This is a genomic window from Streptomyces yunnanensis (assembly GCF_029011865.1).
GTDB lineage: Bacteria > Actinomycetota > Actinomycetes > Streptomycetales > Streptomycetaceae > Streptomyces > Streptomyces yunnanensis.
Map to the genome: position 1 here is coordinate 2,167,507 of NZ_CP095749.1, position 22,675 is coordinate 2,190,181.

The 22,675-nt window shown below is 71.6% G+C and carries 17 protein-coding genes; 4 read left to right on the forward strand and 13 right to left on the reverse strand.

The genetic code is table 11. From position 1 onward, the window contains the following. Positions 1 to 10: 10 nt before the first annotated feature. The 4 genes from MOV08_RS09585 to MOV08_RS09600 form a co-directional block, all read right to left on the reverse strand. On the reverse strand, positions 11 to 2,854 hold the full coding sequence (locus MOV08_RS09585; protein ID WP_275307035.1) for a hypothetical protein: 2,844 nt from the start codon (positions 2,852 to 2,854) through the stop codon (positions 11 to 13). A 5-nt stretch (positions 2,855 to 2,859) separates the two neighbouring features. Then, complete coding sequence (locus MOV08_RS09590; RefSeq protein WP_052286632.1) at positions 2,860 to 3,324, reverse strand: hypothetical protein; 465 nt, start codon at positions 3,322 to 3,324, stop codon at positions 2,860 to 2,862. A 285-nt stretch (positions 3,325 to 3,609) separates the two neighbouring features. Then, positions 3,610 to 4,242: a M15 family metallopeptidase gene (locus tag MOV08_RS09595; RefSeq protein WP_275307036.1), complete on the reverse strand. Its 633-nt coding sequence runs from the start codon at positions 4,240 to 4,242 to the stop codon at positions 3,610 to 3,612. Between the two features lie 1,043 nt (positions 4,243 to 5,285). After that, positions 5,286 to 6,443, reverse strand: a complete 1,158-nt coding sequence (locus MOV08_RS09600; RefSeq protein WP_275307037.1) for a Dyp-type peroxidase — start codon at positions 6,441 to 6,443, stop codon at positions 5,286 to 5,288. A gap of 87 nt (positions 6,444 to 6,530) precedes the next feature. Between MOV08_RS09600 and MOV08_RS09605 the strand changes: the two genes are divergently transcribed. Then, positions 6,531 to 7,871, forward strand: a complete 1,341-nt coding sequence (locus MOV08_RS09605) for a right-handed parallel beta-helix repeat-containing protein (protein ID WP_275307038.1) — start codon at positions 6,531 to 6,533, stop codon at positions 7,869 to 7,871. Positions 7,872 to 7,878: 7 nt separating this feature from the next. On the opposite strand, the gene MOV08_RS09610 is transcribed toward MOV08_RS09605, so the two are convergent. From MOV08_RS09610 to MOV08_RS09625, 4 genes are all read right to left on the reverse strand, one after another. Beyond that, positions 7,879 to 8,580, reverse strand: a complete 702-nt coding sequence (locus tag MOV08_RS09610; protein WP_275311740.1) for a hypothetical protein — start codon at positions 8,578 to 8,580, stop codon at positions 7,879 to 7,881. A gap of 282 nt (positions 8,581 to 8,862) precedes the next feature. After that, positions 8,863 to 11,385, reverse strand: coding sequence for an SdrD B-like domain-containing protein (locus tag MOV08_RS09615; RefSeq protein WP_275307039.1), 2,523 nt, complete (start codon positions 11,383 to 11,385; stop codon positions 8,863 to 8,865). Between the two features lie 618 nt (positions 11,386 to 12,003). Then, the gene (locus MOV08_RS09620; RefSeq protein WP_275307040.1) at positions 12,004 to 12,744 is read right to left on the reverse strand and encodes a hypothetical protein; all 741 of its coding nucleotides are present in this window, start codon (positions 12,742 to 12,744) and stop codon (positions 12,004 to 12,006) included. A 228-nt stretch (positions 12,745 to 12,972) separates the two neighbouring features. Next, positions 12,973 to 13,653, reverse strand: a complete 681-nt coding sequence (locus MOV08_RS09625; RefSeq protein ID WP_275307042.1) for a cysteine hydrolase family protein — start codon at positions 13,651 to 13,653, stop codon at positions 12,973 to 12,975. 55 nt (positions 13,654 to 13,708) lie between these two features. On the opposite strand from MOV08_RS09625, the gene MOV08_RS09630 reads away from it, so the two are divergent. Further along, a complete protein-coding gene (locus MOV08_RS09630; protein WP_275307043.1) occupies positions 13,709 to 14,221 on the forward strand; it encodes a PadR family transcriptional regulator in 513 nt (170 codons plus the stop codon). Positions 14,222 to 14,233: 12 nt separating this feature from the next. On the opposite strand, the gene MOV08_RS09635 is transcribed toward MOV08_RS09630, so the two are convergent. The 4 genes from MOV08_RS09635 to MOV08_RS09650 form a co-directional block, all read right to left on the reverse strand. Beyond that, positions 14,234 to 15,241, reverse strand: a complete 1,008-nt coding sequence (locus tag MOV08_RS09635; RefSeq protein WP_275307044.1) for an acyl-CoA dehydrogenase family protein — start codon at positions 15,239 to 15,241, stop codon at positions 14,234 to 14,236. Beyond that, positions 15,238 to 16,404: an acyl-CoA dehydrogenase family protein gene (locus MOV08_RS09640; RefSeq protein ID WP_275307046.1), complete on the reverse strand. Its 1,167-nt coding sequence runs from the start codon at positions 16,402 to 16,404 to the stop codon at positions 15,238 to 15,240. Before MOV08_RS09640 ends, MOV08_RS09635 begins: the two co-directional genes overlap by 4 nt. Positions 16,405 to 16,513: 109 nt before the next feature. Continuing rightward, on the reverse strand, positions 16,514 to 17,341 hold the full coding sequence (locus MOV08_RS09645) for an enoyl-CoA hydratase/isomerase family protein (protein ID WP_275307047.1): 828 nt from the start codon (positions 17,339 to 17,341) through the stop codon (positions 16,514 to 16,516). Further along, the gene (locus tag MOV08_RS09650; protein ID WP_039631068.1) at positions 17,338 to 18,582 is read right to left on the reverse strand and encodes a CaiB/BaiF CoA transferase family protein; all 1,245 of its coding nucleotides are present in this window, start codon (positions 18,580 to 18,582) and stop codon (positions 17,338 to 17,340) included. The genes MOV08_RS09645 and MOV08_RS09650 overlap by 4 nt, the downstream gene beginning before the upstream one ends. A 121-nt stretch (positions 18,583 to 18,703) precedes the next feature. Here MOV08_RS09650 and MOV08_RS09655 point away from each other — a divergent pair, with 121 nt between their 5' ends. Then, a complete protein-coding gene (locus MOV08_RS09655; RefSeq protein WP_275307049.1) occupies positions 18,704 to 19,618 on the forward strand; it encodes a LysR family transcriptional regulator in 915 nt (304 codons plus the stop codon). 569 nt (positions 19,619 to 20,187) lie between these two features. Next, the gene (locus MOV08_RS09660) at positions 20,188 to 20,817 is read left to right on the forward strand and encodes a carbonic anhydrase (protein WP_039631072.1); all 630 of its coding nucleotides are present in this window, start codon (positions 20,188 to 20,190) and stop codon (positions 20,815 to 20,817) included. 61 nt (positions 20,818 to 20,878) lie between these two features. Here the strand turns inward: MOV08_RS09660 and MOV08_RS09665 are convergent, their stop codons facing one another. Continuing rightward, entirely contained in the window at positions 20,879 to 22,606 is a 1,728-nt protein-coding gene (locus MOV08_RS09665) for a serine/threonine-protein kinase (protein ID WP_275307050.1), read from the reverse strand. Positions 22,607 to 22,675: the final 69 nt, after the last annotated feature.

Sequence of the window (22,675 nt, forward strand, 5' to 3'; positions counted from 1 at the left end):
GCCGCGTGTGTCAGTCGACGATGATGCCCGGGTGGCAATGGTCATGATTCCATCCGGGCTGGATCGCGTATCCGCAGTAGCAGAGCCCGGACCGGGCGGGCTTGCCCTCGGAGCGACGGCGCAGTGCCACCGCGAGCGGCTGCCGAGCGAGCCACGCCCCGGCGTCCTCGCCCTCCCAGCGGCCCAGTGCTTCGGGGGAGGCGGCCAGCCCGTCCACCAGCGTCGCGAAGATGTCGTCGGCCTGCCGGAGGAGGAAGCGCAGCACATTGCCGCAGTACCGCGGCTCCATGTCGTCGAGGCGGTGGCGGCGGTCCTGGGCGTCCTGCCAGACCTCGTCCTGGTTGAGGAGGGTCACGTAGTGCTCCTCCATGGTCCAGGACCGGGGTCCCCCGTCGGCCTCGCGGGTCTGCTGGTTCCGTACGGCCTCGTATGACGTGCGTGCCTTGCGCAGCAGTTCCTCGAACCGGGCAGGACGTTCCGCCGCGAGCCGCTGATAGATGTCCCTGGCCTCTCCGGTGACGGCCAGGGCTTCCTCCTGGTGCCCGCTGCGCGAGAGGTAGGAGCCGAGGGTGGAGAGGACTCCGGCCAACTCCGGCTCATGGGCGGTGGGGTTGACGGCGGCCAGCTTCCGGTGGATCCCGGCCGCCTCCCTCAAAGCGGACAGCGCCTCCTCGCGACAGCGGGCGCCCCACAGATAGACCCCCAGATTGCCCAGGGACACCGCCAGGTCGGACTCGTCCACGGCCATGGAGCGGGTGAGGTCGGACAGGTGCGCCGCGGGCTCGGCGGCCACCAGCCGTCGGATGGTCCCGACGGCCCGCTCCGCGGCGGTGCGGGCGTCCGTCCAGCGACGCAGTCGAAAGGAAGCGACGGCCGCGTTGGACAGGGCCACTGCCAGGCCCGGTTCGTAGACCGCGGGATCGTCCACCGCCAGCCGGTGGAAGATCCCCGCGGCCTGCTGGGCGGCAGCCAGGGCCTCCTGCTGCTTTCGCGTCTCCGTCATGATTTCACCGAGTTGGACGAGGGAGAGCGCGAGGCCCGGTTCATGGGCCTCGGGGTCGGCGGCGGCCAGTCGCCTGAAGAGGGCGACCGCTTCCTCGGCCGTCCGGCAGCTCGCGTCGGTGAGGTCCAGTTGGGCGGCGCATCCGCTCAACTGGACCAGTGCTGCGGCGAGTTCGGGTTCGTACGCGGCAGGTTCGGCGACCGCCGACTGCCGGAAGATGTCGACCGCCCGTTCGGTGGCCGCCATGGCCTCCTCCCGGTGTCCCGCCCGGATCATCCGGAACCCGAGGTTCTGGTGCAGCCGGGCGTGTTGGGCGGGGTCGTCCGTGGCGGCGAGCCGATGGCGGGTGAGGCGTTGGGTGAAGGCCGCGATCCCGGCGTCGAGGTCCACCTGGCCGTGCCCGGGAAGGTGCGCGTCGATCGCCTCCAACACGGCGGTGTCGAGGTCGCAGGCGGCGAGCGCGCTCAGCGCGGCGGCGCCCGCGGCGAGGGCCAGGGCCGGGTCGGCGCGCAGCACTGCTTCGAGGTGCCGGACCGCGTGCGGCCAGCGGTGCGGCGCCGCCGCCGAGGCCAGGAAGGTCAGCACGCGGGCGGTGTGCCCGGGCGGCGCGCCCTGCCCGTCGCGGGCGACGAGCGTGCGGGTGGTGTCCGCCGCCCAGGACGCGGCGGGATAGCCGGTGGCCTCGTGCCCGGGGAGGCTCAGGGCGAGGAAGTCCTCGGCGAGCCGGTCGGGATAGAGCGGCTCCAGGACGGCGCCGGACTCCTCTGCCGGATAGCACGTGGTGTGGTCGGCCAGCAGCCGTCCGGGGTGCTCCAGGCCGAGACTGCTCAGCAGTGCGGTGCCGTTCGCGTACGTGGTGGCTCCGGTGAGGGCTGCGGTGAAGACCACATGGCCCATGGCACCGGGCGGGGTCGTGTAGTCCAGGCCCTCCAGGCGGTTCTCGTAGAGCTGGGTCCAGTGCCGGCGTTCGCGGTCGAGCAGGTACGCGGACAGACCCTCCATGTCCTGCGGGGGCCGGCTGCCCCGGGTGTGGGCGTCGACCGCCACCAGCGCGGCCATGTGCAGCGCCAGGACGAGCCCGAAGTCCGGCCGGTGCAGAGAGCCGGGCGGTTCGATGACGGACGGGTCGGCGAGTCCGTACCGGGCCGCGAAGCAGTCCCGGGCGACGAGGAACATGGCCCGCCGAACGCCGAGTTCGCCGCCCCGGTCGTCGAGCGGGGGCAGCGCCAGGTCTCCCGTCGCGGCCTCCGCCTCCTCAAGGGCGGCCCGCACGGCGGGCCAGGGGGCGACCGACCGGCCCAGGAGCAACACCCGGGTCGGCAGCGGACGGTGGAGCAGCTGGTTGCTCAGCAGCCAGGTCAGGTGGGAGAGCGGCCAGCGGTCGGCGTAGTCGACGACCAGTAGCAGCCCGGCGGCACCGTCGAGGCGCAGGTCCTGGCTTCCCGGGCTCGGTCGGACCGTCCCGGAGCCATGGGTGGCCGTGACGACCTTCCAGCCCGCCGCGGCACTGTCGGCGGCGAACCGGGCCGCCAGCCGGGTCTTGCCCTGCCCGCCGGGGCCGTGCAGCCAGGTGGCCGCGAGGCGCGGACCGTCGCCGTCCCGCCATGCGGCCAGTCCGGCCCGCTCCCGGTCGCGGCCGGTGAAGTCCACGACCTGGAAACGGGCGTTGAGCAGGCGGCTGGGCTGGGCGGTCAGCCACGCGGCGTCCCGGCCCGCGGGGCCGGCAGACGGACCGTACTCGGAGAGCAGGTAGACCGGCCCCCGGTCGGGAAAGACGTGCAGATCGGCACCGATGACGCCGTACCCGAAGCCGTTCTCGACGCGGACGACTTGCCCGGGCCCGGAACCCATGCGGCTCAATGCGCCTCTCCGCTGCCGTCCCTCCGTCCGGGTGCCGTCTGGTGCACGATGACGTTGCCGCCCTGGACGGCGAAGACCTGACCACCGTCTTTGGCGACGTTGTTCTGGACCCATGCCCGCTGGTCCTCGGGCAGACGGTCCCGGATCTCGCCGATCAGCTCCTGAAGGTCACCGGCGGCGTCCGGGTACTCGTCCAGCAGCGACTCCAGCTCCAGCAGCCACACGGGAAGCAGGCTCTGGCGCACCCGCTCGGTGTCGCCGGCCCGCTCGATCAGGGCCACGTGGTTGTCCAGTTGGGCCTCGATGGCCGACTGCTGGTCCTGCCCGCGACGGCGGAACAGCCTGGCGATCCCGCCACGCGCAACCGCCCAGGAGTCCGTGGCCATGGCCCCGACCACGGTGGTCCCCCCGGCCAGAATCAGTTCCTCCAGCATCATGTCCCCCTCGCCCTGCAATCCCATGATCGCTTCCGTGAAGGGACATTATCCATCGGCTCTGGCGACCGGCCATGGCGATGTCGGTGAGACGACCGCGACTGTGAGACGACCGCGACTGCACCGCCCGCGCGCATCACGGACGAGCCCCGGCGAGCGGAAGCCTCCTGGGCCGAGACGCGGACGCAGCTCAGTCGGCGAACGCGCCGGTGATCCCGCTCGGTGAGATGGACAAGAACCGGATGTGGCCACGTACATGCGTCCGATGCGAGGGGACTTGAACGTTGCACGGGGGACGTGGCCTGGCCGGAGTCAGATCGGTCCGTAGACGGCGGCGGGGGCACCGGTCACGAGCGCCCAGTAGCGGTCCCCGTACGACCAATGCCACCACTCGCTCGGGTAGTTGACGAAGCCCTCCTCGCGCAGACACCGAGCCAGCAGGTCGCGGTTGTCGCGCGCGGTCGGCGACAGACCCGGAGCGTCGAAGGGACACCACCTTTCGTCGCCCGTGCGGTGCCCGTTCACCGCGCCGCCCATGTCCAGTTCCGCGCCATCCGCGTCGACGAGCGTCAGGTCCACCGCCGCGCCGGCGCAGTGCGGGGCCACCTCGACCGGGGAGACGAAAGCGCTGGCCTGACGCCGAAGCTCCGCCGGGTCGCTGATGCCCGAACAGCGAAGGCGATCCTCGTACCGTGCGAACCGACGGGCCTGCTCGGCCGGACTGCGATGCCCCTCGATCACCAGGAGCCTGATTCCCGTGGGGAGTCTGTCGGAGGCCGAGCCCAGGTGTTGGAGCACGCCGGCCCTGACTCGTCCGTATGCCCCGAGCTCGTCCCGCTCTCGCGGGTCCAGCGTGATGGCCGGCACTGTGGCGATCTCCGCAAGGGGTTCGCCGCAGTCCGCCACCGGAATCTCGATCACTCTCGGATCGCTCAGCAAGATCATGCCGAGCGAGCCTAGGGCCTTGCTCGATGGCTCAGGCACGAGCTACCGGTCGCGCGGTGCGGTGGTGGCTGGTCCGGCCAGGTGACTGCATACGTCGCGGCGGCTCCCCGCCGGATTCGTACATAGCGCAGGAGCTCACGAATGATGCCGGCGTTACCCGACGCCCAACTGCTGTCTGGCGCAAGGGCACTCGGGGTGGTTCGGTGTTCGATGTTGGACCACCGCGCTCCATCAGCGTCGCGGGTGGCGCGGGCGAGGAGGTCCGTGACGAGGAGTCGTGTGAAGTCGGGGCGGTCGCCCTGCTCGGCGATGCCGTCGCAGGCCAGCGCCAGGACTCCGGCTGTGCCGCAGCACCGTCCGTTGTTGTCCCAGAATCCGGGGAGCAGGCGGCGTGGCAGGCCGGACCGGGTCACGGCATGCCAGCAGTTGTCGGCCATGATCCCGTAGAGCGAGAGCCAAGCCGGTCAGGCCGAAGTACAGGGAGTCGCTTTCCCAGCCGTCGACGGCGGCGGACACGCTCCGAGCAGCGCGCACGGCGGCCTCGCCGTACCGGTCGTCGCCGAAGTGCCGCCAAGCTTGCCTTCGGTCTCCCGTGCGTTCCGGAGCAGCCAGCGCAGAGCATCCGCCGCCAGCGCTTCGGCCTCGCCCGCCTCCGCGCTCGTCGTGTCCGCCGTCATAGCGCCTCACTGTGGCACGCCACGCCGACCTCGCCCAGGCAGTTGTCGGTCGCCAGGTGGGTCTTCTTCTTCGTCGGTGAAGTTCGCCCTGGCCGGAGACACCAGTCTGTAGTGCGAAACGTGCACGTTCTTGAGGGAAGTTGATGAGGCGGCAGATGGAGCGCGCAGGCTCGACGCCGGCCACGTCGTCACTGCCTTCGCTGAAGGTGATGGTCACGTCTTTGGTGGCGAAGGAATTCCGGTTGGCGAGGTACATGTGGGGCGGCTGGAGGCGGGGGTGGTGGTCCAGTCCCTGGCCGAGGTCCGGCGGGATGGTGCGCCACGCGACGACGTCCCGCACCGGGCGGTGCGGCGGGGCACCGCGGATCAGCCGAACAGCCTTGAGCCTAGCGGGTGTTGTCGGTCGAAGCCGGGGAGGATCAGGAATGTCGCGCTGGCGGTTGTGGTGGTGAAGGGCAGCAGCGCGTCGGAGGTTTCCATGTGGGTGAGGGTGGCGGTGAAGGTCCGCAGGTCGTTCTGGAAGCTGATGAAGAGCAGGCCGGGGGCGGGCTCGTCGGTGCTGTAGGAGCGGCGGAGCATGAGGCCGGTGCCGACCACGGTGGGGTTCGCCCTGCGCACGTGGGCGTCCGCGGGGACGAGGTAGCGTCCGTCCGGTGTCTTGGCGCCGAGTTCGGGGTTGGTGGCGATGGTCCCGCCGGAGAGGGGGACGCCGGTGGCGCGGCGCCGCCCGAAGACCGCTTCCTGCTCGGCTACGGACAGCGCGGCGAACCGCGGCAGGTCGAGTTCCATGCGCCGCAGTACGGCAAGGGTGCCGCCGGCGACCGCGGGGGGCCCGGCCAGCCACAGGTCGCGTTGTTGTTCGGCGGTCGTGTGCGGGCCCACGATGCCGTCGATGAAACCGAGCGGGTTCCGTGGCGCGGTGAGGCCGTTGCCGACCGGCGCGTTCGTACCGCGGCGTGCGGACTGCCGCCAGCGTTCGTGAATGCGGTCACCGGCCCGGTCCAGGAGCGCGGCGGCGACGACCGGCAGGAGCAGCGGGTCGCTGGCGCAGATCTGTATCAGCAGGTCCCCGCCGCGTGCCGGTGGGGCGATCCGTTCGCGGGAGAATTGCGGGAGGTCGGCCGCGCCGGGCAGTGTGGCGCCGGCCGTGCGCACCAGCCGGGGGCCCACGCCGACGGTGACGGTGAGGTCGCCCGGCGGCAGGCCCAGCAGTCGCGGGTCGGTCCCCGCGGCGAGTGTGCGGATGGCCTGGCCGAGTTCGGCCAGTAGCGGGCCGGCGGCCGCGGAGGTGGCGAGGTCGGCGACCACGGCGAGCAGGTTGGGCTGGGCCGGTTGCGGGAGCGTGATGCCTGCCTGGTGCCGGCCCGTCGCCGGAACCGGCATGGGTGTGGCCGCCGCGGAAGGGGCGTGCCGGCCCGGCTGGGCGGAGTCCGAGGTGCACCCGGCGGTCAGACCGGCGGCCACCATGGCGCCGGTGACATCGAGGAACGTGCGGCGCGACGGGTGCTGATCGGCACGGTGCATGGTGTGCAGAGTGCCACACCCGCATCGTGCGTGCCGGTCAACCTCCTTATTCTGGCGTGGAATTGGGCGTCGTGCCAGACTGGGATCATGCCTCGATCAGGTCTTCGCATGGTGGCCGCGGTGCTGGGCACGCTGACGCTCGTGGTCGGCTGCGGCGGCGTCGAGGGTGGGTCGGGCGGCGGTCGGCGTCCGAGCGGTGCGCAGGTGACGATCCGCGTCCCGGCCGATGCCCCGACGATCTCGACTGCGGTGTCGTTGGCCCGGCCCGGTGACCTGGTGCTGGTCGCTCCGGGCGTGTACCACGAGTCGGTGAAGATCGGCACGGCTCGCATCACCCTTCGCGGCGCGTCCCGGGACAAGGTCGTCATCGACGGGCGGTTGCAGCAGCCGAACGGTGTCGTCGTCGCGGCGCCCGGGGTGGCCGTGCAGAACCTGACCGTGCAGAACAACACGCAGAACGGGGTGCTGGTCACCGGTTCGGCGAAGGCGGCCGGCGGGCTGCCGGGGCGTTCCGGCGGCTACGACACCGGCGATGAGCCCGTCACCTTCCTGAAGTCGTTCCTGGTCTCGCATGTGACCGCGACCCGCAACGGCCTGTACGGCATCTACGCGTTCTCCGCGCAGAACGGTGTCATCGAGCATTCGTACGCGTCGGGCGGGGCCGACTCGGGGATCTATGTCGGGCAGTGCAAGCCGTGTCACATCGTGGTGCGCGACAACGTCGCCGAACTCAACGCGGTCGGCTACGAAGGCACCAACGCCAGTGGCGACATGTACGTGGTCGGCAACCGTCTCGTCGGTAACCGGGTCGGCCTGACCACCGACTCCGACCACCAGGAGAAGCTGCTCCCGCAGCGGGGCGCCGTCATCGCGGGCAATCTGATCGCCGCCAACCAGCAGAAGGCCACCCCGGAGCAGGCCGACGGCGGGTGGGGCACCGGCGTCGGCATCGACGGCGGCAGCGACAACCAGTTCATCCGCAACCGCATCGCCGACAACAGCAACGCCGGGCTGGTGATCACCGCGACCGCCGACATGCCTCCGGTCGGCAACCAGATCGTGGACAACGCCTTCACCGGCAACGGCGTCGACGTCGGCTGGACGTTCCCCACCGCCACCCGGGGACGGGACAACTGTCTGCGCGGCAACGCCCTGCGGACCACCGTGCCGGCCGGGCTCGCGACAGCCGCGTCCTGCCCGCTTCTGGCCAAGTCGCCCTCGCCGGGCGGCAGGTGGGCGATGCCGACGGCACCCGGTGGCATCCCGTTCACCGAGGTCGCGGCGCCCGGTCCACAGCCGCAGTTCCCCCACGCCTCCACTGCGGGCGCCACCGCTGTCCCGGCCGTTCCGGTCCTACCGGACACGGCAGGCATCCCGCTGCCGTCGGCGTCCCTGCTCGCCGCACACGCGCGGGTGGGGACCTCCTGAACAGCGGCTACCGCGTCGGGGCGACTTTGGGCACCGCCTTGACCGGAACGTACTTCTGGGTGTCGAAATCGATGACCACCGGCTGCGACGCGGACCCCACGTCGACACGGACCCGGTGCATGGTGCCGTCCGAGCCGACCCAGTAGCGCACGCTGCCGGCGGTACCGGAGCGGTCGCGGGAGGACGGCCCGGTCATGACGTCCACCCGATGCCCGTCCACCTCGTCCCGTCCCCACCAGGCGGCGCCGTTCTGCGGCAGCAGTTCGGCGTTGTCCGGCCGGTCGCTGCCGAGCCGGAGCGCGATGGCCAACGAACTGTCCAGCGAGCTGCCGGACGACTGCAGCGGACGGCCGTACCAGCCCGAGCGGGGCGGCGACGCGGGCGGGTGCGCGGGGGCGTTCGCCATCGGGTGGACGAACACCGAGGTAGCCGTCCACTCGATCAACCCGTCGCTGGAGGTGTCGCGCCCGGTGCCGTGCACCACGCCGTAACCGGCTTTGTCCCGGTAGTCGACGGACCCGGTGACGATCAGCCCGCCGGCGGTGCCTGGCACGGTGATCGTCACCGCGCGGCCGCGCGCCTCGTAGTTGCGGAACCGGGTGATCGCCAGCCGGTTCGCCTCGTCCGAGGTCAGTGCGCGCGGACCGCTGGGGCCGGAGCCGCCGCCGGCGACCAGGAACGCGGCCGCCGCGACGGCCGCCGTGCCGATGACGGCTGCCGCCCAGCGTGGCCGCAGCCATCGGCGCCGGTCGGCCGCACGGCGCGGTGGAGCTTGCCGGATTCTCGCGCTCCGCACGCGGCTCGACGCTGACACTCTTCTGCTTTCCCCTCTCCCTCACCCCACTGGTCGGCCGGCGTGCGGTTGCGGCGACACCCGGCAGTCCGGTGGCGGACGACGCCAGGGCCGGCTCTCGTGGACCGGCCGAGACGTGATCTGTCCGCCCGCGCCCTGCGGATCGCGGGCGGGCAGATCACTGTTGTTCGGTTCGTTTCAGTGTTTCTGGGCGCGACGCTGCCGGCTCAGGAACGCGATGACCAGGCCCGCACTCACCAGCAGACCGGCGAGGCCCATCATCTTCGGCAGCCCGGACGTACCGGTGTGCGCCAGCGAACCCGTGCCGCCGCCGGCCGGGGCCGGGCTGGCGGGCGACACGGGTGACGGCGGCGTGGAGGCCGGCGGCGAGGTCGGAGTCGGTGTTGGGGTCGGAGTCGGTGTTGGGGTCGGAGTCGGTGTGGGGGTTGCCTTCGGGATGTACACCCCGGCGTCGATCGTGTGGTCGACGCCGCCCGGCTTGTCCGGCGCCGTGACCGGCGCGTAGCCGTTGCACAACCGACCGGTGGTCGGCGGCGTCACATTGGAGTCGTGTGCACGGTTGGCACCGGCTCGCGGGAGCGTGAACCGCAACTCGCTCGCCGCGGGCCGGCCGGGCACCTTGCCGGTGTCCGCGGTACACACGTCGAACTGCACCGTGTACTTCGCACCCGGCGTGAGCTGGTACGCGGCGCCGACACCGCCGAAGTAGTACTCGCCGGCGGCATCGGTCCTGGTCGTGGCGACCTGCTTGCCGCCCGCGTCCAGCAGGTTGATGGTCGCCCCCGGCAGCAGCACCTCCGCCGGGTCCTGGATCCCGTTGTGGTCGCCGTCGAACCACACGAGGTTGCCGATCTGGATCGGCGCGTTCGCCGCCGCGTACGCGATGTCACCGAGCCCGCCGGCCTTGCCGAACCCGTTCTGTTCCTGACCGATGAACTGGTACGCGTTGGCGGTCGGAGCGTTGCCCGGGCCCTGACCGGTGGTGATGTCGTAGTAACCGGTCCCGGCGGTTTCGATGTTGACGGTCGGGTCGAACTCCGTGCTGACGACCCACTGTTGCTGCGGAATGTAGGCCACCGACCCCAGCGCGGTCTCCTGGTGCCCGCCGGCGAAGAAGTCGCCCGGGAAGTATTCGACGACACCGTCGCCCTGGCCGCCGTCGGTGGCGCGGTTGGCGTGGTTGGGGCAGTTTCCGGTGCCTTCCCAGGCGTATCCGCCGCTGGGACCGGCGCAGGCCATGGTGATGTCACCACCGGACATGCCGAGTTCCGGGGTGTTGTTCAGCGGGCGGGGGTCCAGCCCCTTCGCGCTGAGGACGTCCATGAACCGGTCGCGGAAACCCAGGATCATCGAACCGTCGCGGGCGAAGGCGAGGGAGGCGAACTCCGGCTGCGGATCGATGAAGGCGCCGCCCACCTTCCGTTCGTCCCACGTGGCCAGGGTGGTGTTCCACGGGTTCCAGTGGGTGGCCTGGGCGACGTCGCCGGCACCGGTGAAGACGGTGCCGCGCTTGTCGGTGAGCGGGTGGGTCAGCACCGTGGTGAACCGCTTGCCGTCGTAGGTGTAGACGACGGCTTTCAGATCCGCGCGCCGTTGCGTGCTCTCCGCGGTGCACACGCCGCCGACGTACAGCGTGTTGTCGTGGGCGGCGAGGCCGAACGGCCGCCAGTCGCCGGGACTCGCGCACCCCGGGTCCGGGATCCGCACCGTCGCCTCGGGCGCCGAGGCGGTGGATCCTGTTGCGTCGAAGCTCACCAGGCTGCGGGTGCGCAGGTTCACCGCGTACAGCGTGCCGCCGTCCTCCGACAGGGCCAGGCCACCGATGCTCTCCTTGCCCGGTGCGTCGGTGAACCCGGGATCCTTGATCATGTCGGCGGTGTCGTGCGGCGTCATGGCAGCGCCCGACACCTGCGCGAACAGCTTGGGCGCGCCCCCGCCGTCAACCGGCACCGTATAGATCGCGCCCCCGCCCTTCGGCCCGTACGGGGCGTACCGGCGGGCGAACGCGCTCTGGAACAGCCGGCTCCGGTACTTGTCGTACGCCAACCCGAACGTCGTGCCCACCTGGGCCTGCGTGGCCAGCGTGGTCGGGCACGACACACCGGTGGGGCAGGTGCCTCGGGTCTTCGTCCCGAACGCCACCAGTGCCCGGGTGTCGGTTCCGCTGGCGCCGTTCTGGACCGGAACGAAATACCGCGAGTCCGGCAGTGTGTAGTCGGCCGGATTCCACACCCCCGTCACCACCGAGGCGTTCTTTCCGCCCGACACGTCCACGAACGACGTGAAGCTGTCGAAGTGGTTCCCCACCGTCGACGCGGGCGCCGCCCGCAGATAGTCGCTGTACGGTGCCGGGACGCTGACGTCGACGCGGTAACGCCCGCCGTTCAGCACCTTCGACCGCGACACCACGACCTTTCCGGTGGCATCCGTGACGCCGGTGACATGGTGCCCGGCGGGGTCGGAGAGCTCCACCTTCATGCCCCGCTGCGGCACGTCCATCGTCGTGTTGATCACGCCGGTGCCGAAGAAGTCGCGCAGCACCTCAACTGTCAGCGTGCCGTCGGCGGTTGAAGCGACGGCGGGTCCGGCCGTCGCTCCCACGGCGCCGCCCGCCAACAACAGAACAGATAACCCCACGCGCGCCAGCGGCTCCACGAGCCCGCCGGCCGACCGGCGCGAGTCTCTGCCGACTCGGTTCATGGCATCACACTCCCCACACTTCTCTCGTCATGCCTCTTGTCATGCGTCTTGTCATGTGCCTTGTCATGAAAACGCAGCCCCCCGCGTCTCGTCGCACGCCCACTTCACGGGCCCCGAACGGGGACTCTGGTCGCGAACATCACGGAAAAGAAAAAGGGCCCACTGCTGTTGCGTGGACCGCTTTACGGTGATCGTTTGCAGGTATTGCGGGCACGCCGTAAGCGTCGCAGGCCAGGAAAGGTGAACGCGCGTTCAGCGCCTCGGGCAGGACCGCCCCGGGTGGTGCATTTTCGCAGCTCAATCACGGCACCCTCACCCCCCACCGCCGATCCCACCGACCGCCATCGCGAGCAGCGCGCGATATGCTATCCGCCGAAGTCGCGCCGGCACCAGCAGAATCCATACATTCATCGGGAGCCGCGATAGTCCCGAGCGGCGGACAATAGCGCCCGCAAGAATGTGCGACATTGACATTGCGACATTGACATGCCGACCGGGTCCGGTTCCGTTGGTGACCGGACGCCCTCCCCACCCGACGGCTGCTCGCCGGCGCGCTCAGGACGCGAGGATGCCGATGCCGTCGCCGAGCACGCGTTGACTGATCCGCCGGGCGGAGGATCAGCCTTGCGGCGTCTGCCCCGCGAGCACCTTCTGGAGGCGTTGCGCGCCGCTCTGGATGGCCTGCCGGGTATCCGCGTGGCCGGCACCGCCGAGCCCGCCGTTGGTCACGGAGACGGCGTTGGGACCGATCCGTGCGGCGGCCGCTTCGAGCGCCAGGGTGGTCTTGAGGCCCTGCACGGTGGTGACCATGGACATCCGCACGCCGAACCGGTCATCACCGGCCTTCGGCAGCGACGTCTGGACGACCTGTGCGATCGCCTTGTTCCCCGACGGGTCCACGGCGGTGAACCCGTCGCAGACGTTCGGCAGAGTCTTCAGCCAGGCCATGCCCTTGACGGCATCGGCCTGGGAGAACGCCGCCACCTGGTACGTCATCCTGGCGTTCCTGGACGGTTCGGTGAATGCCTCGGTGGCCTTGGCCGTGGGCGTGGCTCCGATGAGGTTGCCCGACCTCAGCCGCTCCAAGAGCGTCTGGCAGTCGGCCTTGTTGGCCTTGCTCCGCAGCAGGGCGTCCTGCCGTCCGGTGCCGCCGCCGGCGGCGGGGTTCCACTGGGCGCCCAGAGCGGACGGGCTGATCAGGGACGCTTCGGCCTGGCCCCCGGTGAGCTGCGCGGACGGCGATGCCGACTTCGTCGCCGACCCGGACGGCCCACCACCCGAGCATGCTGCCGTGGCCACCAGGACGCCCGCGGCCAGTACGGCCGCCACGTAGCGGGGCGGGCTGGACGATCGGTCCATCGCGGTCCTCCCAGGTGAGCCGTACAGCTCCGAGATCACCACCCGCCGCTCGCCCCCGCAACCACGCCGTGGCGTGCGGGTGGCGCACGGGCCGCACGGGTTGTCGGCACGGCCAGGGTCCGTCCGAGGGGTCAGGGCCGAAGCCGGCCCGCCGACGGACCGGGAGTGCGTGTCGCTTCGCGTGTCCGGTGGTCAGCGCCGTGACGTCCTCGGCGCGTGCCCCTTCGGTCAGACCGGCTCCCGGTCGTCCGGCGCCGGGGCGGCCGCGGTCAGTCGGTCGGTGATCTCCGCGGCGGACAGGACGAGCGCGAAGCCCTTGCGCAGAACGGCGAGTTCGGGTTCCTGCCGGGACTCGTCGTCGGTGGCCGTGACATCGGCTCCGAAGACGACCTGGTAGCCGCGTTCGTATGCCTGCCGGGCCGTGGTGCCGCAGCAGTAGTTGGTGAGCGTTCCCGTGACGATGACCGTGTCGCGGCCGAGGTTGCGCAGCACGGTGTCGAGCGGGGTGTCGTAGAACGCCCCGTAGGACGGCTTGCGGATCACGACGTCATCGGGGCGGCGACCCATCCCGCCCCAGACCTCGGCGGGGCCCGGTCGGCGCCAGTCGGTGTCGGCGTGCGGGAGGAAGCGCAGGGCGTGTGGCCGGTCCAGTCCGAGATGGGTGTCGTCGAAGATCGTCCAGATCACCGGGACCGAGGCGTCCCGGCAGTCTTCGACCAGTTGCCGCAGCCGGGGCGCCATCCGGGTCGCCGCGGGCACCCAGAAGGGGCTCCAGCCTGGCCGGACGAATTCGTCCTGCATGTCGATGACCAGCAGCGCCGTCCGTTCGGGTCGTACGGCGAACGATGCCTGGCCGTGCTCGTAGGCGTGGCGCGCCCGTGCGGTCACCCATTCCTCGGTGTACGTCATCCCTGCCCCCTATATCGATTCGAGGTACCTCGTTTCGATGTGCGAGAGTAGCAGCATGCTCGAACTCGCCATCCTGGGATTCCTGGCCGAGGGGCCGCTGCACGGCTACCAACTGCGCCACCGGATAGCGCACTTGTCCGGCCATGCCCGGCCGGTCAGCGACGGCAGCCTCTACCCGGCGATCAATCGACTGGTCCGTGCCGGGCTGCTCGACCGACGGACCGAACCGGGCACCTCGGCCGCCCGGCGCCACACCCTGAGCCTGACCGACACCGGCCGCCGCGAGCTGTTGCGCCGACTGCGGGACGCCAACGGCCTCGACATCACCGACAGCACCCGGTACTTCACGGTCCTGGCCTTCCTCTCCCAACTGCCCGACACCACCGAGCAGCACGCGGTGCTGCGCCGCCGACTGGAATTCCTGGAACGGCCCGCGAGCTTCTTCCACGACGGCGACCGCCCCCTGCGTATCGACGACACCGACGACCCCTACCGCCGCGGCATGCTCACCATCGCCCGCGCCACCAGCCGCGCGGAAAGGTCCTGGCTTCGGGAGGCGTTGGCCTGACGCGGCCGCGGGTCAGCCGCCGGTCACCTGCTGCCACAACCCGGCGCTTTCGCCGTCGAGTACGTGCCGGCCGATCCTCTGCTGCCAGGCCCGTTCACCGCCGTCCTCGTCGCGCCAGGACCACATGCGGGTGGTGGCCAGGCGGAGCGGGCTGAGTTCGGTGAAACCGATCGCGCCGTGCAGTTGGTGGGCGATGCGGGTGATCTCGGCCACCGAGGCGGCGGCCTGTGCGGCGGCGAGCCACGCGGTGAACTCCGCGGAGTCCGGCTCGGACAGGGCGGACGCGGCCGCCTCGACGGCCGCGGCGACCAGGGCCGCCTCCTCGACGAGCTTGGCCTCCTCCTGCTTGACGGCCTGGAAGTGGCTCAGCGGTCGGCCGAACTGCACACGGGAGGAGGTGTGATCGACCGTCAGCTCGACACAGCGGCGTGCCGCACCGGCGATCAGGGCGGCCCGCGCCAGGCCGGAACGCCATGCGGCCTCCCGGACCAGCGCGGCCGGAACGCGGCGGACCCGCTCGGCGGGCACGGCCACGTCGAGCAGCACCAGGTCGTCCCTGGGCTCGCCCGCCAGGTTGGTGCCCGCCACCCGCCGCCACTCGGTGGCTTCGAGGAGGAAGAGCACGGGCCCGCCGCCCGGGCCCTCGGTCAGCACGACCGCGGCTTCGACGGCCCGGGCCCACGGCACCCGGTGCAGCGTGCCGCTGACCCGTAGGGCGTCATCGGTGCCTGCCGCCCCTGACGGCCCGACCCTGCTGTCGGTGTCCACGTGGGTGAACCGCACGTCGAGCGGGCCGGCAGCCACGGTGAGTTGGCCGTCCGGGACGGCGAGCCCGGCCGCGGCCAGCAGCGGGCGTGCGACGAGCAGCGTCTCGGCGAGCGGTGCCGGGGTGCTGCGGTAGCCGGCTTCCCGCGCCAGGGCCACCAGGGCGGTCGGGGCCGTGTCGAGCGGCGGCAGGGCGTCGGCGGCGCGTTCGGAGAGGGGTTCGGCGACGGACTCGGCGCGCGATTCGATGCTCATCGGGACAGCTCCAGACCTCGGGTGATGATGCCGCGCAGGATTTCGTTGGTGCCGCCGCGCAGCGTGTATCCCGGCGCGTGCAGGATCGCGGTGGCCAGCAGTTCGGGGTAACTGCCGCGGGTGGCGTCGAAGCGGGCGGCGATCGGCAGGATCTCGCGGACCTCGTTGACGAGTTCGCCCTCGAAGCGGGTCCCGAGGTCCTTGACCAGGGCCGCCTGCACGTCGGCGGGGCGGCCGGCCGCCAGCGCCGCCGCCACCCCCAACGACAGCTGCCGGACGGACGCCAGGCGCGCGGTGAGCCGGCCCACCCGGGCCTGCTGCTCGGGACTGCACCCGCCGGTCCGCTGCAACTCCTTCACCAGGGCGGAGAGGAGCGGCAGCGTGGACAGGAAGCGCTCGGGTCCGCTGCGTTCCAGGGCCAGTTCGCCGGTGACCTGCCGCCAGCCGTCACCGGGGCGCCCGAGCAGTGCCTCGTCGGTGAGCTCGACGCCTTCCAGGTGGCAGTAGTTGAAGGTGTGCTCGCCGCTGAGGAGACGGATCGGCTCGACCCGGACCTGCGGATCGCGCAGGTCGACGATGAACTGGCTCAGCCCGGCGTGGCGGTCCTCGGACTCGTCGGTCCGGGCGAGCACGATCGCGTGGTCGTTGACGTGCGCGCCGCCCGTCCACATCTTGGTGCCGGTCAACCGCCAGCCGCTGGCGGTCCGCTCCGCCCGGGTCCGTACCGAGGCCAGGTCCGACCCGCTGTCCTGCTCGCTCATCCCGATCGAGAAGAAGCAGGCACCGGCGGCGATCCGGGGCAGGAAGTGGCTCCGCTGCGCCTCGGTGCCGTGGCGCAGGATGGTGGGCCCGGCCTGCCGGTCGGCGACCCAGTGGGCCGAGACCGGGGCGCCGGCGGCCAGCAACTCCTCGATGACGACATAGCGTTCGAGGTTGCTGCGCCCGCCTCCGCCGTACGCCCGCGGCAGGGTCATGCCGATCCAGCCGTGCCGGGCCAGGCGGCGGGTGAAGGCGGGGTCCCAGCCGGTCAGCCAGGAGTCGGGCCGACCGAGGACGGTGCCGGCGGCCCGTTCCGTGGCGAGGAAGTCGCGCACCTCCTGTCGTAACCGGGTTGCTTCGGGTGGAAGTTGGACGGCCCCGAGATCGAGGTCGGAGAGGGACATCGGGTGCTCCTCGGTCGGAATGGTGGGTGTACGGAGTGACGGGTACGGAGTGACGGGTATGCGCAGTGGTGGGTGTGCGCAGTGATGGGGGTGCGGTCGGCGGTGGTGGTCAGGCGCCCGTGAAGTGCGGGCGGCGGCGCTCCCGGCGGGCCTGGATGCCCTCGCGGAAGTCGTCGGTGGTGGTCGTCACCGGCTGGGCGAGTCCCTCCCAGGTCAGCGCCCGCTCGACGGTGGGCTGCCCCTGGGCCAGGCCGCTCTTGGTCAGCCGGACCGCCAGCGGGGCCGCGGCGGCGATCTCGTCGGCCACGTCGAGCGCGGCCCGAAGCACCTGGTCGGCCGGCAGCGCCTCGTGCACCATGCCGATGGTGGCGGCTCGTGCTCCGCTGATCAGCCGCCCGGTCAGCAGCAGTTCCCGCGCCCTCGACGGGCCGACGGCCTCGGCGAGCAGGGCGGTGGTGGCCATGCCCGGATGCAGGCCGAGTCGGACGAACGGCGCGCCGAGCTTCGCCTCCGCCGCGGCGTACCGCAGGTCGCAGGCCAGGGCCAGCGCCAGTCCGGCGCCCACCGCGTGGCCGTTGACGGCCGCCACCGTGGGGACGGACAGGTCACGGACGGTCAGCCAGGTCCGGTAGAAGTCCGACAGCTGGGCCCGGGTGCCGGACAGGGGCTGGCCGTGTCGGTCGGCGAGTTCCCCCAGGTCGGCGCCCGAGCAGAACGCGGGGCCGGTGCCGGTGATCACGACGGCGCGCAGGTCGGGGTCCTGGCGCAGGGAGCGCATGGCGCGCCGCCACTGTGCGGTCAGCCGTCCGGTCATCGGATTGCGCTTGTCGGGGTTGTCGAAGGTGAGCACGGTGACGCCGTTCGGCCGGTGCTCGACGCGCAGCGGTTCCCCCGCGTGCGGCGCTGCCTGCTCGTCCAGGGGTGCTTGCTCGTTCACGGGGCCTCGATTCGGTCCGCGGGTACGGGTGTTGGTGGCTGTTGGTGGCTGTTGGTGGCTCGGGCAGGCGGCCGGTGGCCGATCTCGGCGAAGACCTCCTCGGTGTGCTCGCCGACCCGCGGGCAGTGCCGGTGCAGGCCGGCGGGCGTGGCCCAGAAGCGCACGGGCTGGCCGATGAGGCGGTAGCCGCCCTCGGTGGGGTGCTCGGCCTCCCGGAGCAGACCGCCTTCGGTGGCGTAGGCGCTGGTGGCGGCCTCCGTCAGGCTCAGCACCGGGGCGGCGGGGATGCTGGTCGCGTCGCAGAACTCCTGCCATTGCGCGTTGGTGTGCCGGGTCGTGAACTCACCGACCAGTACGTAGAGTTCGTCGGCGTTGTGCACACGAGCGGCGTACGACGCGAAGCGCGGGTCGTCGGCCAGTTCCGGGCGGCCCACGAAGGCGAAGAAGTCGCGCCAGTTGCGGTCGCTGTAGGGCAGGATGCACATCCAGCCGTCCGCCGTGCGGGAGGCCGCGCGGCGGGGGCTGAGCGCCCGCGGGTAGCCGATCGGCCCCTCGGGCGGGTTGAGGGTCGCCGCTGCCAGGTGCTCGACGAGGTTGAAGGCCAGCATGGTGTCGGCCATCGGGACCTCGACGTGCTGGCCTTGGCCGGTGCGGTCACGATGGTGGAGCGCGGCGAGCACCGACTGCACGATCACCAGGCCGCAGATCTTGTCGGCCAGCACGGTGGGCACATAGTGCGGGACGCCGCTGACCTGTTCGTTCAGCCACACCAGGCCGGAGGCCGCCTGCACGACGTCGTCGTAGGCCGCGTGCCCGCCGAGGGGGGAATCGCTGCGGAAGCCCTGGGCGTTGAGGTAGACCAGGCCGGAGTTGACGGCCGCCACGTCCTCGTAGGCCAGGTCGAGGCGCCGCAGGGCCTGCGGGCGGACGTTGGTGAGGAAGACGTCCGCGCTCGCGAGGAGGGCGAGCAGCGCGTCGCGGCCGCCCGGGGCCTTGAGGTCGAGGGCGACGCTGCGCTTGTTGCGGTTGAGGTTGAGGGTGATCACCCCCATCCCGGGGCTGCGGGTCGGCGGGTAGTGGCGGGTCAGGTCACCGGTCGGCGGTTCGACCTTGATCACGTCCGCCCCCAGGTCGCCGAGCTGTTGGGCCGCGTACGGACCCATGATCACGCTGGCCAGCTCGACCACCCGCACGCCGTGCAGTGGACCGACGCCACCGTCCGTTTCCCGTCCTGTCGACATGGCACGTCTCCGATCTCCGCCGGGGCCGGCTTCGTGCACCGGTCCGTTGACAGCCAGTCAAATCCTCGGCGACCCATATCGTCCAATACTTCTTCCCTGCGGCTTACATATGCTGTGGAATATGGAATTGACTCAGCGCATCCTCCAACAGGTCGTCGTGTTGGCCGAGGAACAGCACTTCGGCCGCGCTGCCGAGCGGCTCGCCATGCGCCAGCCGCCACTCAGCCAGGCGATCCAGCGACTGGAGCGCGGCCTCGGCGTCACCCTGTTCGACCGCCTGCCGCGGGGAGCCCGACTCACCCCGGCCGGCCGCGCGTTCGCCGAGGACGCCCGGCGGCTGCTCGAAGCGCAGGCCGCCGCCGTGGACCGGGCCCGACGGATCGCCAGCGGACACGAGGGCGAGCTCCGGCTCGGGTTCATCAGCAGCCTCGGCTACGACTTCCTGCCGCGCCTGCTGCGCCGCACCCACGCGCAGTTGCCCGAGCTGCGGCTGCACCTGGGGCAACACCCCTCCGCGGAACTGGTCGACATGCTCCAGGCCGGGACGCTCGACCTCGCACTGGTCCGGCTCCCCGTCACCGGCACGGAACGACTGACCGTCCGGCGGATCGGCGTGGAACGGCTGGTGGCGGTCCTTCCCGAACACCATCCGCTGGTCGCCACGTCACGCCTCGACCTGCGGGAACTCGCCGAGGAGCAGTTCGCGGTGCCCAAGCCCGGCGCCCTGCCCGGACTGGCCGAGCAGGTTGCGCTCGCCTGCGCGCAGGCCGGCTTCACGCCCCGAGCACGCGGCCAGGCGGACGACCTGCCGGGGCTGCTCAGCTACGTCGCCGCCGGCCTGTGCCTGGCGCTCGCCCCCGAGCAGGTGCGCACGCTGGGCATCCCGGGCGTGGTCTACCGTCCCCTGCACGGCGATTCGCCCTACCTGGAGAGCACGGTCGCCGCCGTGCACCGCGCGGACGGCCCCGATGCCGCCGTGCAACAGGTCCTGAAGCTGATCGAGCCGGATCTGCCGACGGTCGAGTGCGCGCCGTAGACCGCGGTGACCACGTTGCGCGGGGCAGGTCCGCTTCACGCCGGGATTGCGTTCTTGGGGATTGCCTGGAAGGTCCTGAACGAACTCTCGGGGTGCCATTGCCGTTTCCTTGGTTCACACCCTGATCACCCGGCGTCAGACTGGCTGAAAGTGTTCCTTGCGAACCGCTGGGGAGCGGGCGGGCTGACGCCCGGTCAGGGGATCGACCTCAACGATCTCCTCCCCTCCCCCGCGGTGCGGCTGTTGCTGGAAGGGCGGGTGCGAGGTGCGCAATTTCCCGAAGCGCAGCAGCCTTGGACGGCAGTCCCGCCCGCACACCCGGCAGACCGATATCGCCCCCTCGCTCCCGAGGGGGCGTGCCGCGGTCCGTCCTGTGCCCAGACCGGGACGGCCGCAGACCCACGTCGTGGCGTGATCCGTCGGCGGCAGACCGACGCGCGTCCATACCGACCCCAGGTCGAGCCACCCCCTGCGCAGGGCCTGCCCGCGCACCCATGGCCGCGCCTGCCGCCATGGGCGGCCCGCCGAGCCCGCCTTCCGCGGGACCGTCCACCAGAAGCGAGGTCGATGTGCAAGCGTTCCTGGACCACGCCCGTAGCTTTCCCCGACGCGTCACCCAACAGGGCGGCAACTTGGGCAAGTTGGCCCATGGCCAGCGGCCGATGGCGCTGTTCATCACGTGCTCGGACTCCCGCGTGGTCCCGACCATGTTCACCGGAGCCCGACCCGGCGAACTGTTCGAATTACGGACAGCAGGCAACATCGTCCCTCGCTACCGGCCCCAGGCCGCCTGTGCCGTCGCCGCGACACTGGAGTACGCGGTCACCGCCCTGCACGTACCCGACATCATCGTCTGCAGCCACTCACACTGCGCCGCCGTGCAGGGCCTGATGCACCCGCGTCAACTGACGTTCCTGCCGCTGCTGGAGAAGTGGCTCGGCCTGTCCGGCCACGGGACACGTGCCGCAGGCGAACCGCCGACCGCACGTACGGCACGCGTGGCACATCCCGACCGGCCGGACCCCGACACCGTTGCCCAGCTCCACACGCTGATACAGCTGGGCAACATACGCTCGTACCCGTTCGCCGCCACGAGGATCGCGGCGGGGAAGCTACGCCTGCACGGCTGGTTCTACGCCGTCGAGACGGGACAGGTCTCCGTTGAACATCCGGGCAGCTGCCGCTTCCAACCCCTGTGAACGGCATGCCGCAGCGCTGTGCGCTTCCTCCACCGGGACGTGGACGGCTTCGATCGCGCCGCTAGCAACGGACCGGCCAGCCGCTCTGCCGGATGACGTTGTCGGCGGACATCCAGCCCGCGTTCTTCGTCCCGCCGATGCGGACGTAGAGCCACTTGTGGCCGTAGGCGTTCTCGACCGAGCAGTGGAACCACAGCTTCGTGCCTGAGGTGGTCGCGGCCACGGAGGAGCAGACCTGGTAGGGCCCCGTCAGGATGTGGTGATCGCCGGACAGGTAGCCGTACATTCCCGGCTTCGGGTCGTGGTGGCTCCAGCCGCTGCAAGTCGTCGGCCCCGAACCGGGCTTGGCCGAAGGGGAGGCGGACGTGCTCGGCGTGGCACTGGGCTTGGCCGACGGCGGGGCGGAGGAGGGAGAGGTCGCACCGGACGGTTTTCCGGATGCCGTGGACGGCGAGGAGCCCGGGGAGTTGATGCCGTCGGCTGCTCCGCCGCCGCTCGGCCGGCCGTTACCCACCGGGGAGCCGGCTCGGGGCGCTGCCTGCGGCCCGTTGCCGTCCGCCGCACCGGGCTGCGCGGTCAAGGCGTACGTGACACCGCCTCCCGCGAGCACGACGAAGGCGGCCGCGGCCGCGATGAGGGCACGACGTGAGCGCCGGCCGCGGCCGGCGGCGGGGCCGGCACCGTGAGCGTGGCCCGCGGTCGGCATGCAGGGCTGTGTGACGGGCGGCGGGCCGGACGGGGGGTAACCGGTGTGCGGAGGCTGCGGGAACGACGGGTGGAACGGCGGCACGGCACCGAATCCGGGCGGCGGCACCGGGGTGGCTGCCTGGGGAGGCGTCGGGCCGACGGCCTGTACCGGCGAAGGGGCGGGCGCCATGGGGGCCGGCGGCGCGAGGTTCATCGTCCTGCCCGCGGCCGCCCACTGCAGCATGTCACGCGCCTGCTCGGCCGTGGGCCGGTTCTTCGGATCCTTCGCCATCAGTGCCTGCAGCACCGGCGTCAGCGGCCCCGCGCGCCGGGGCTCCGGCAGCGGCTCGGTGACGATCGCCGACAAGGTGGACCACACGGACGTCCGGCGGAACGGTGACGTGCCTTCCACCGCCGCGTACAGCGTCATGCCGAGCGACCAGATGTCCGACGCGGGGCTGGGCACCGTGCCCTGCGCGCGCTCCGGCGGCAGGTAGTCCAGGGAGCCGACCAGCTGACCGCTGTGGGTCAGCTTGGCCATGGCCTCGTCGCCGGAGGCATCCATGGAGGCGATGCCGAAATCGGTGAGCACGACCCGCCCGCCGTGCTCCAGCAGCACGTTCGCCGGCTTGACGTCCCTGTGCAGTACGCCCACCCGGTGCGCGGCGTCGAGCGCGTCCATCAGCTTGGCGCCGATCGCCGCCGCCTCGTGCGGCTCCAGCGTGCCGCGCTCCGTCAGCACGTCGTCGAGCGAAGGTCCGTCGACGAGTTCCATGACGATGACCGGCAGGCCCTGCTCCTCGGTCACGTCGTGCACGGTGACCACGCCGCTGTGCCGAATACGGGCGGCGGCCTGCGCCTCCCGCTGCATCCGGGTCCGCAGATCGGCCAGTTCGGGTGCGGAGGCGTCGGTGAAGGCCCGCAGTACCTTGACGGCGACCTCGCGGTTCAGCAGTTGGTCCACGGCCCGGGCGACCACGCCCATGCCGCCCCGCCCGATCGTCGCGGTCACCCGGTAACGGCCCCCGAGGACCTTGCCTATCAGCTCTTCGCCGCTCGCTCCCCCGGCCGTCACCGCACGCTCCGTTCCTTCGCCGCTCATCGCTTTTCGTCGTTCGTCCCTGGCGCCCCAGAGTAGAGGCAGCAAAACCGGAGGCGACACGGGGAGGGG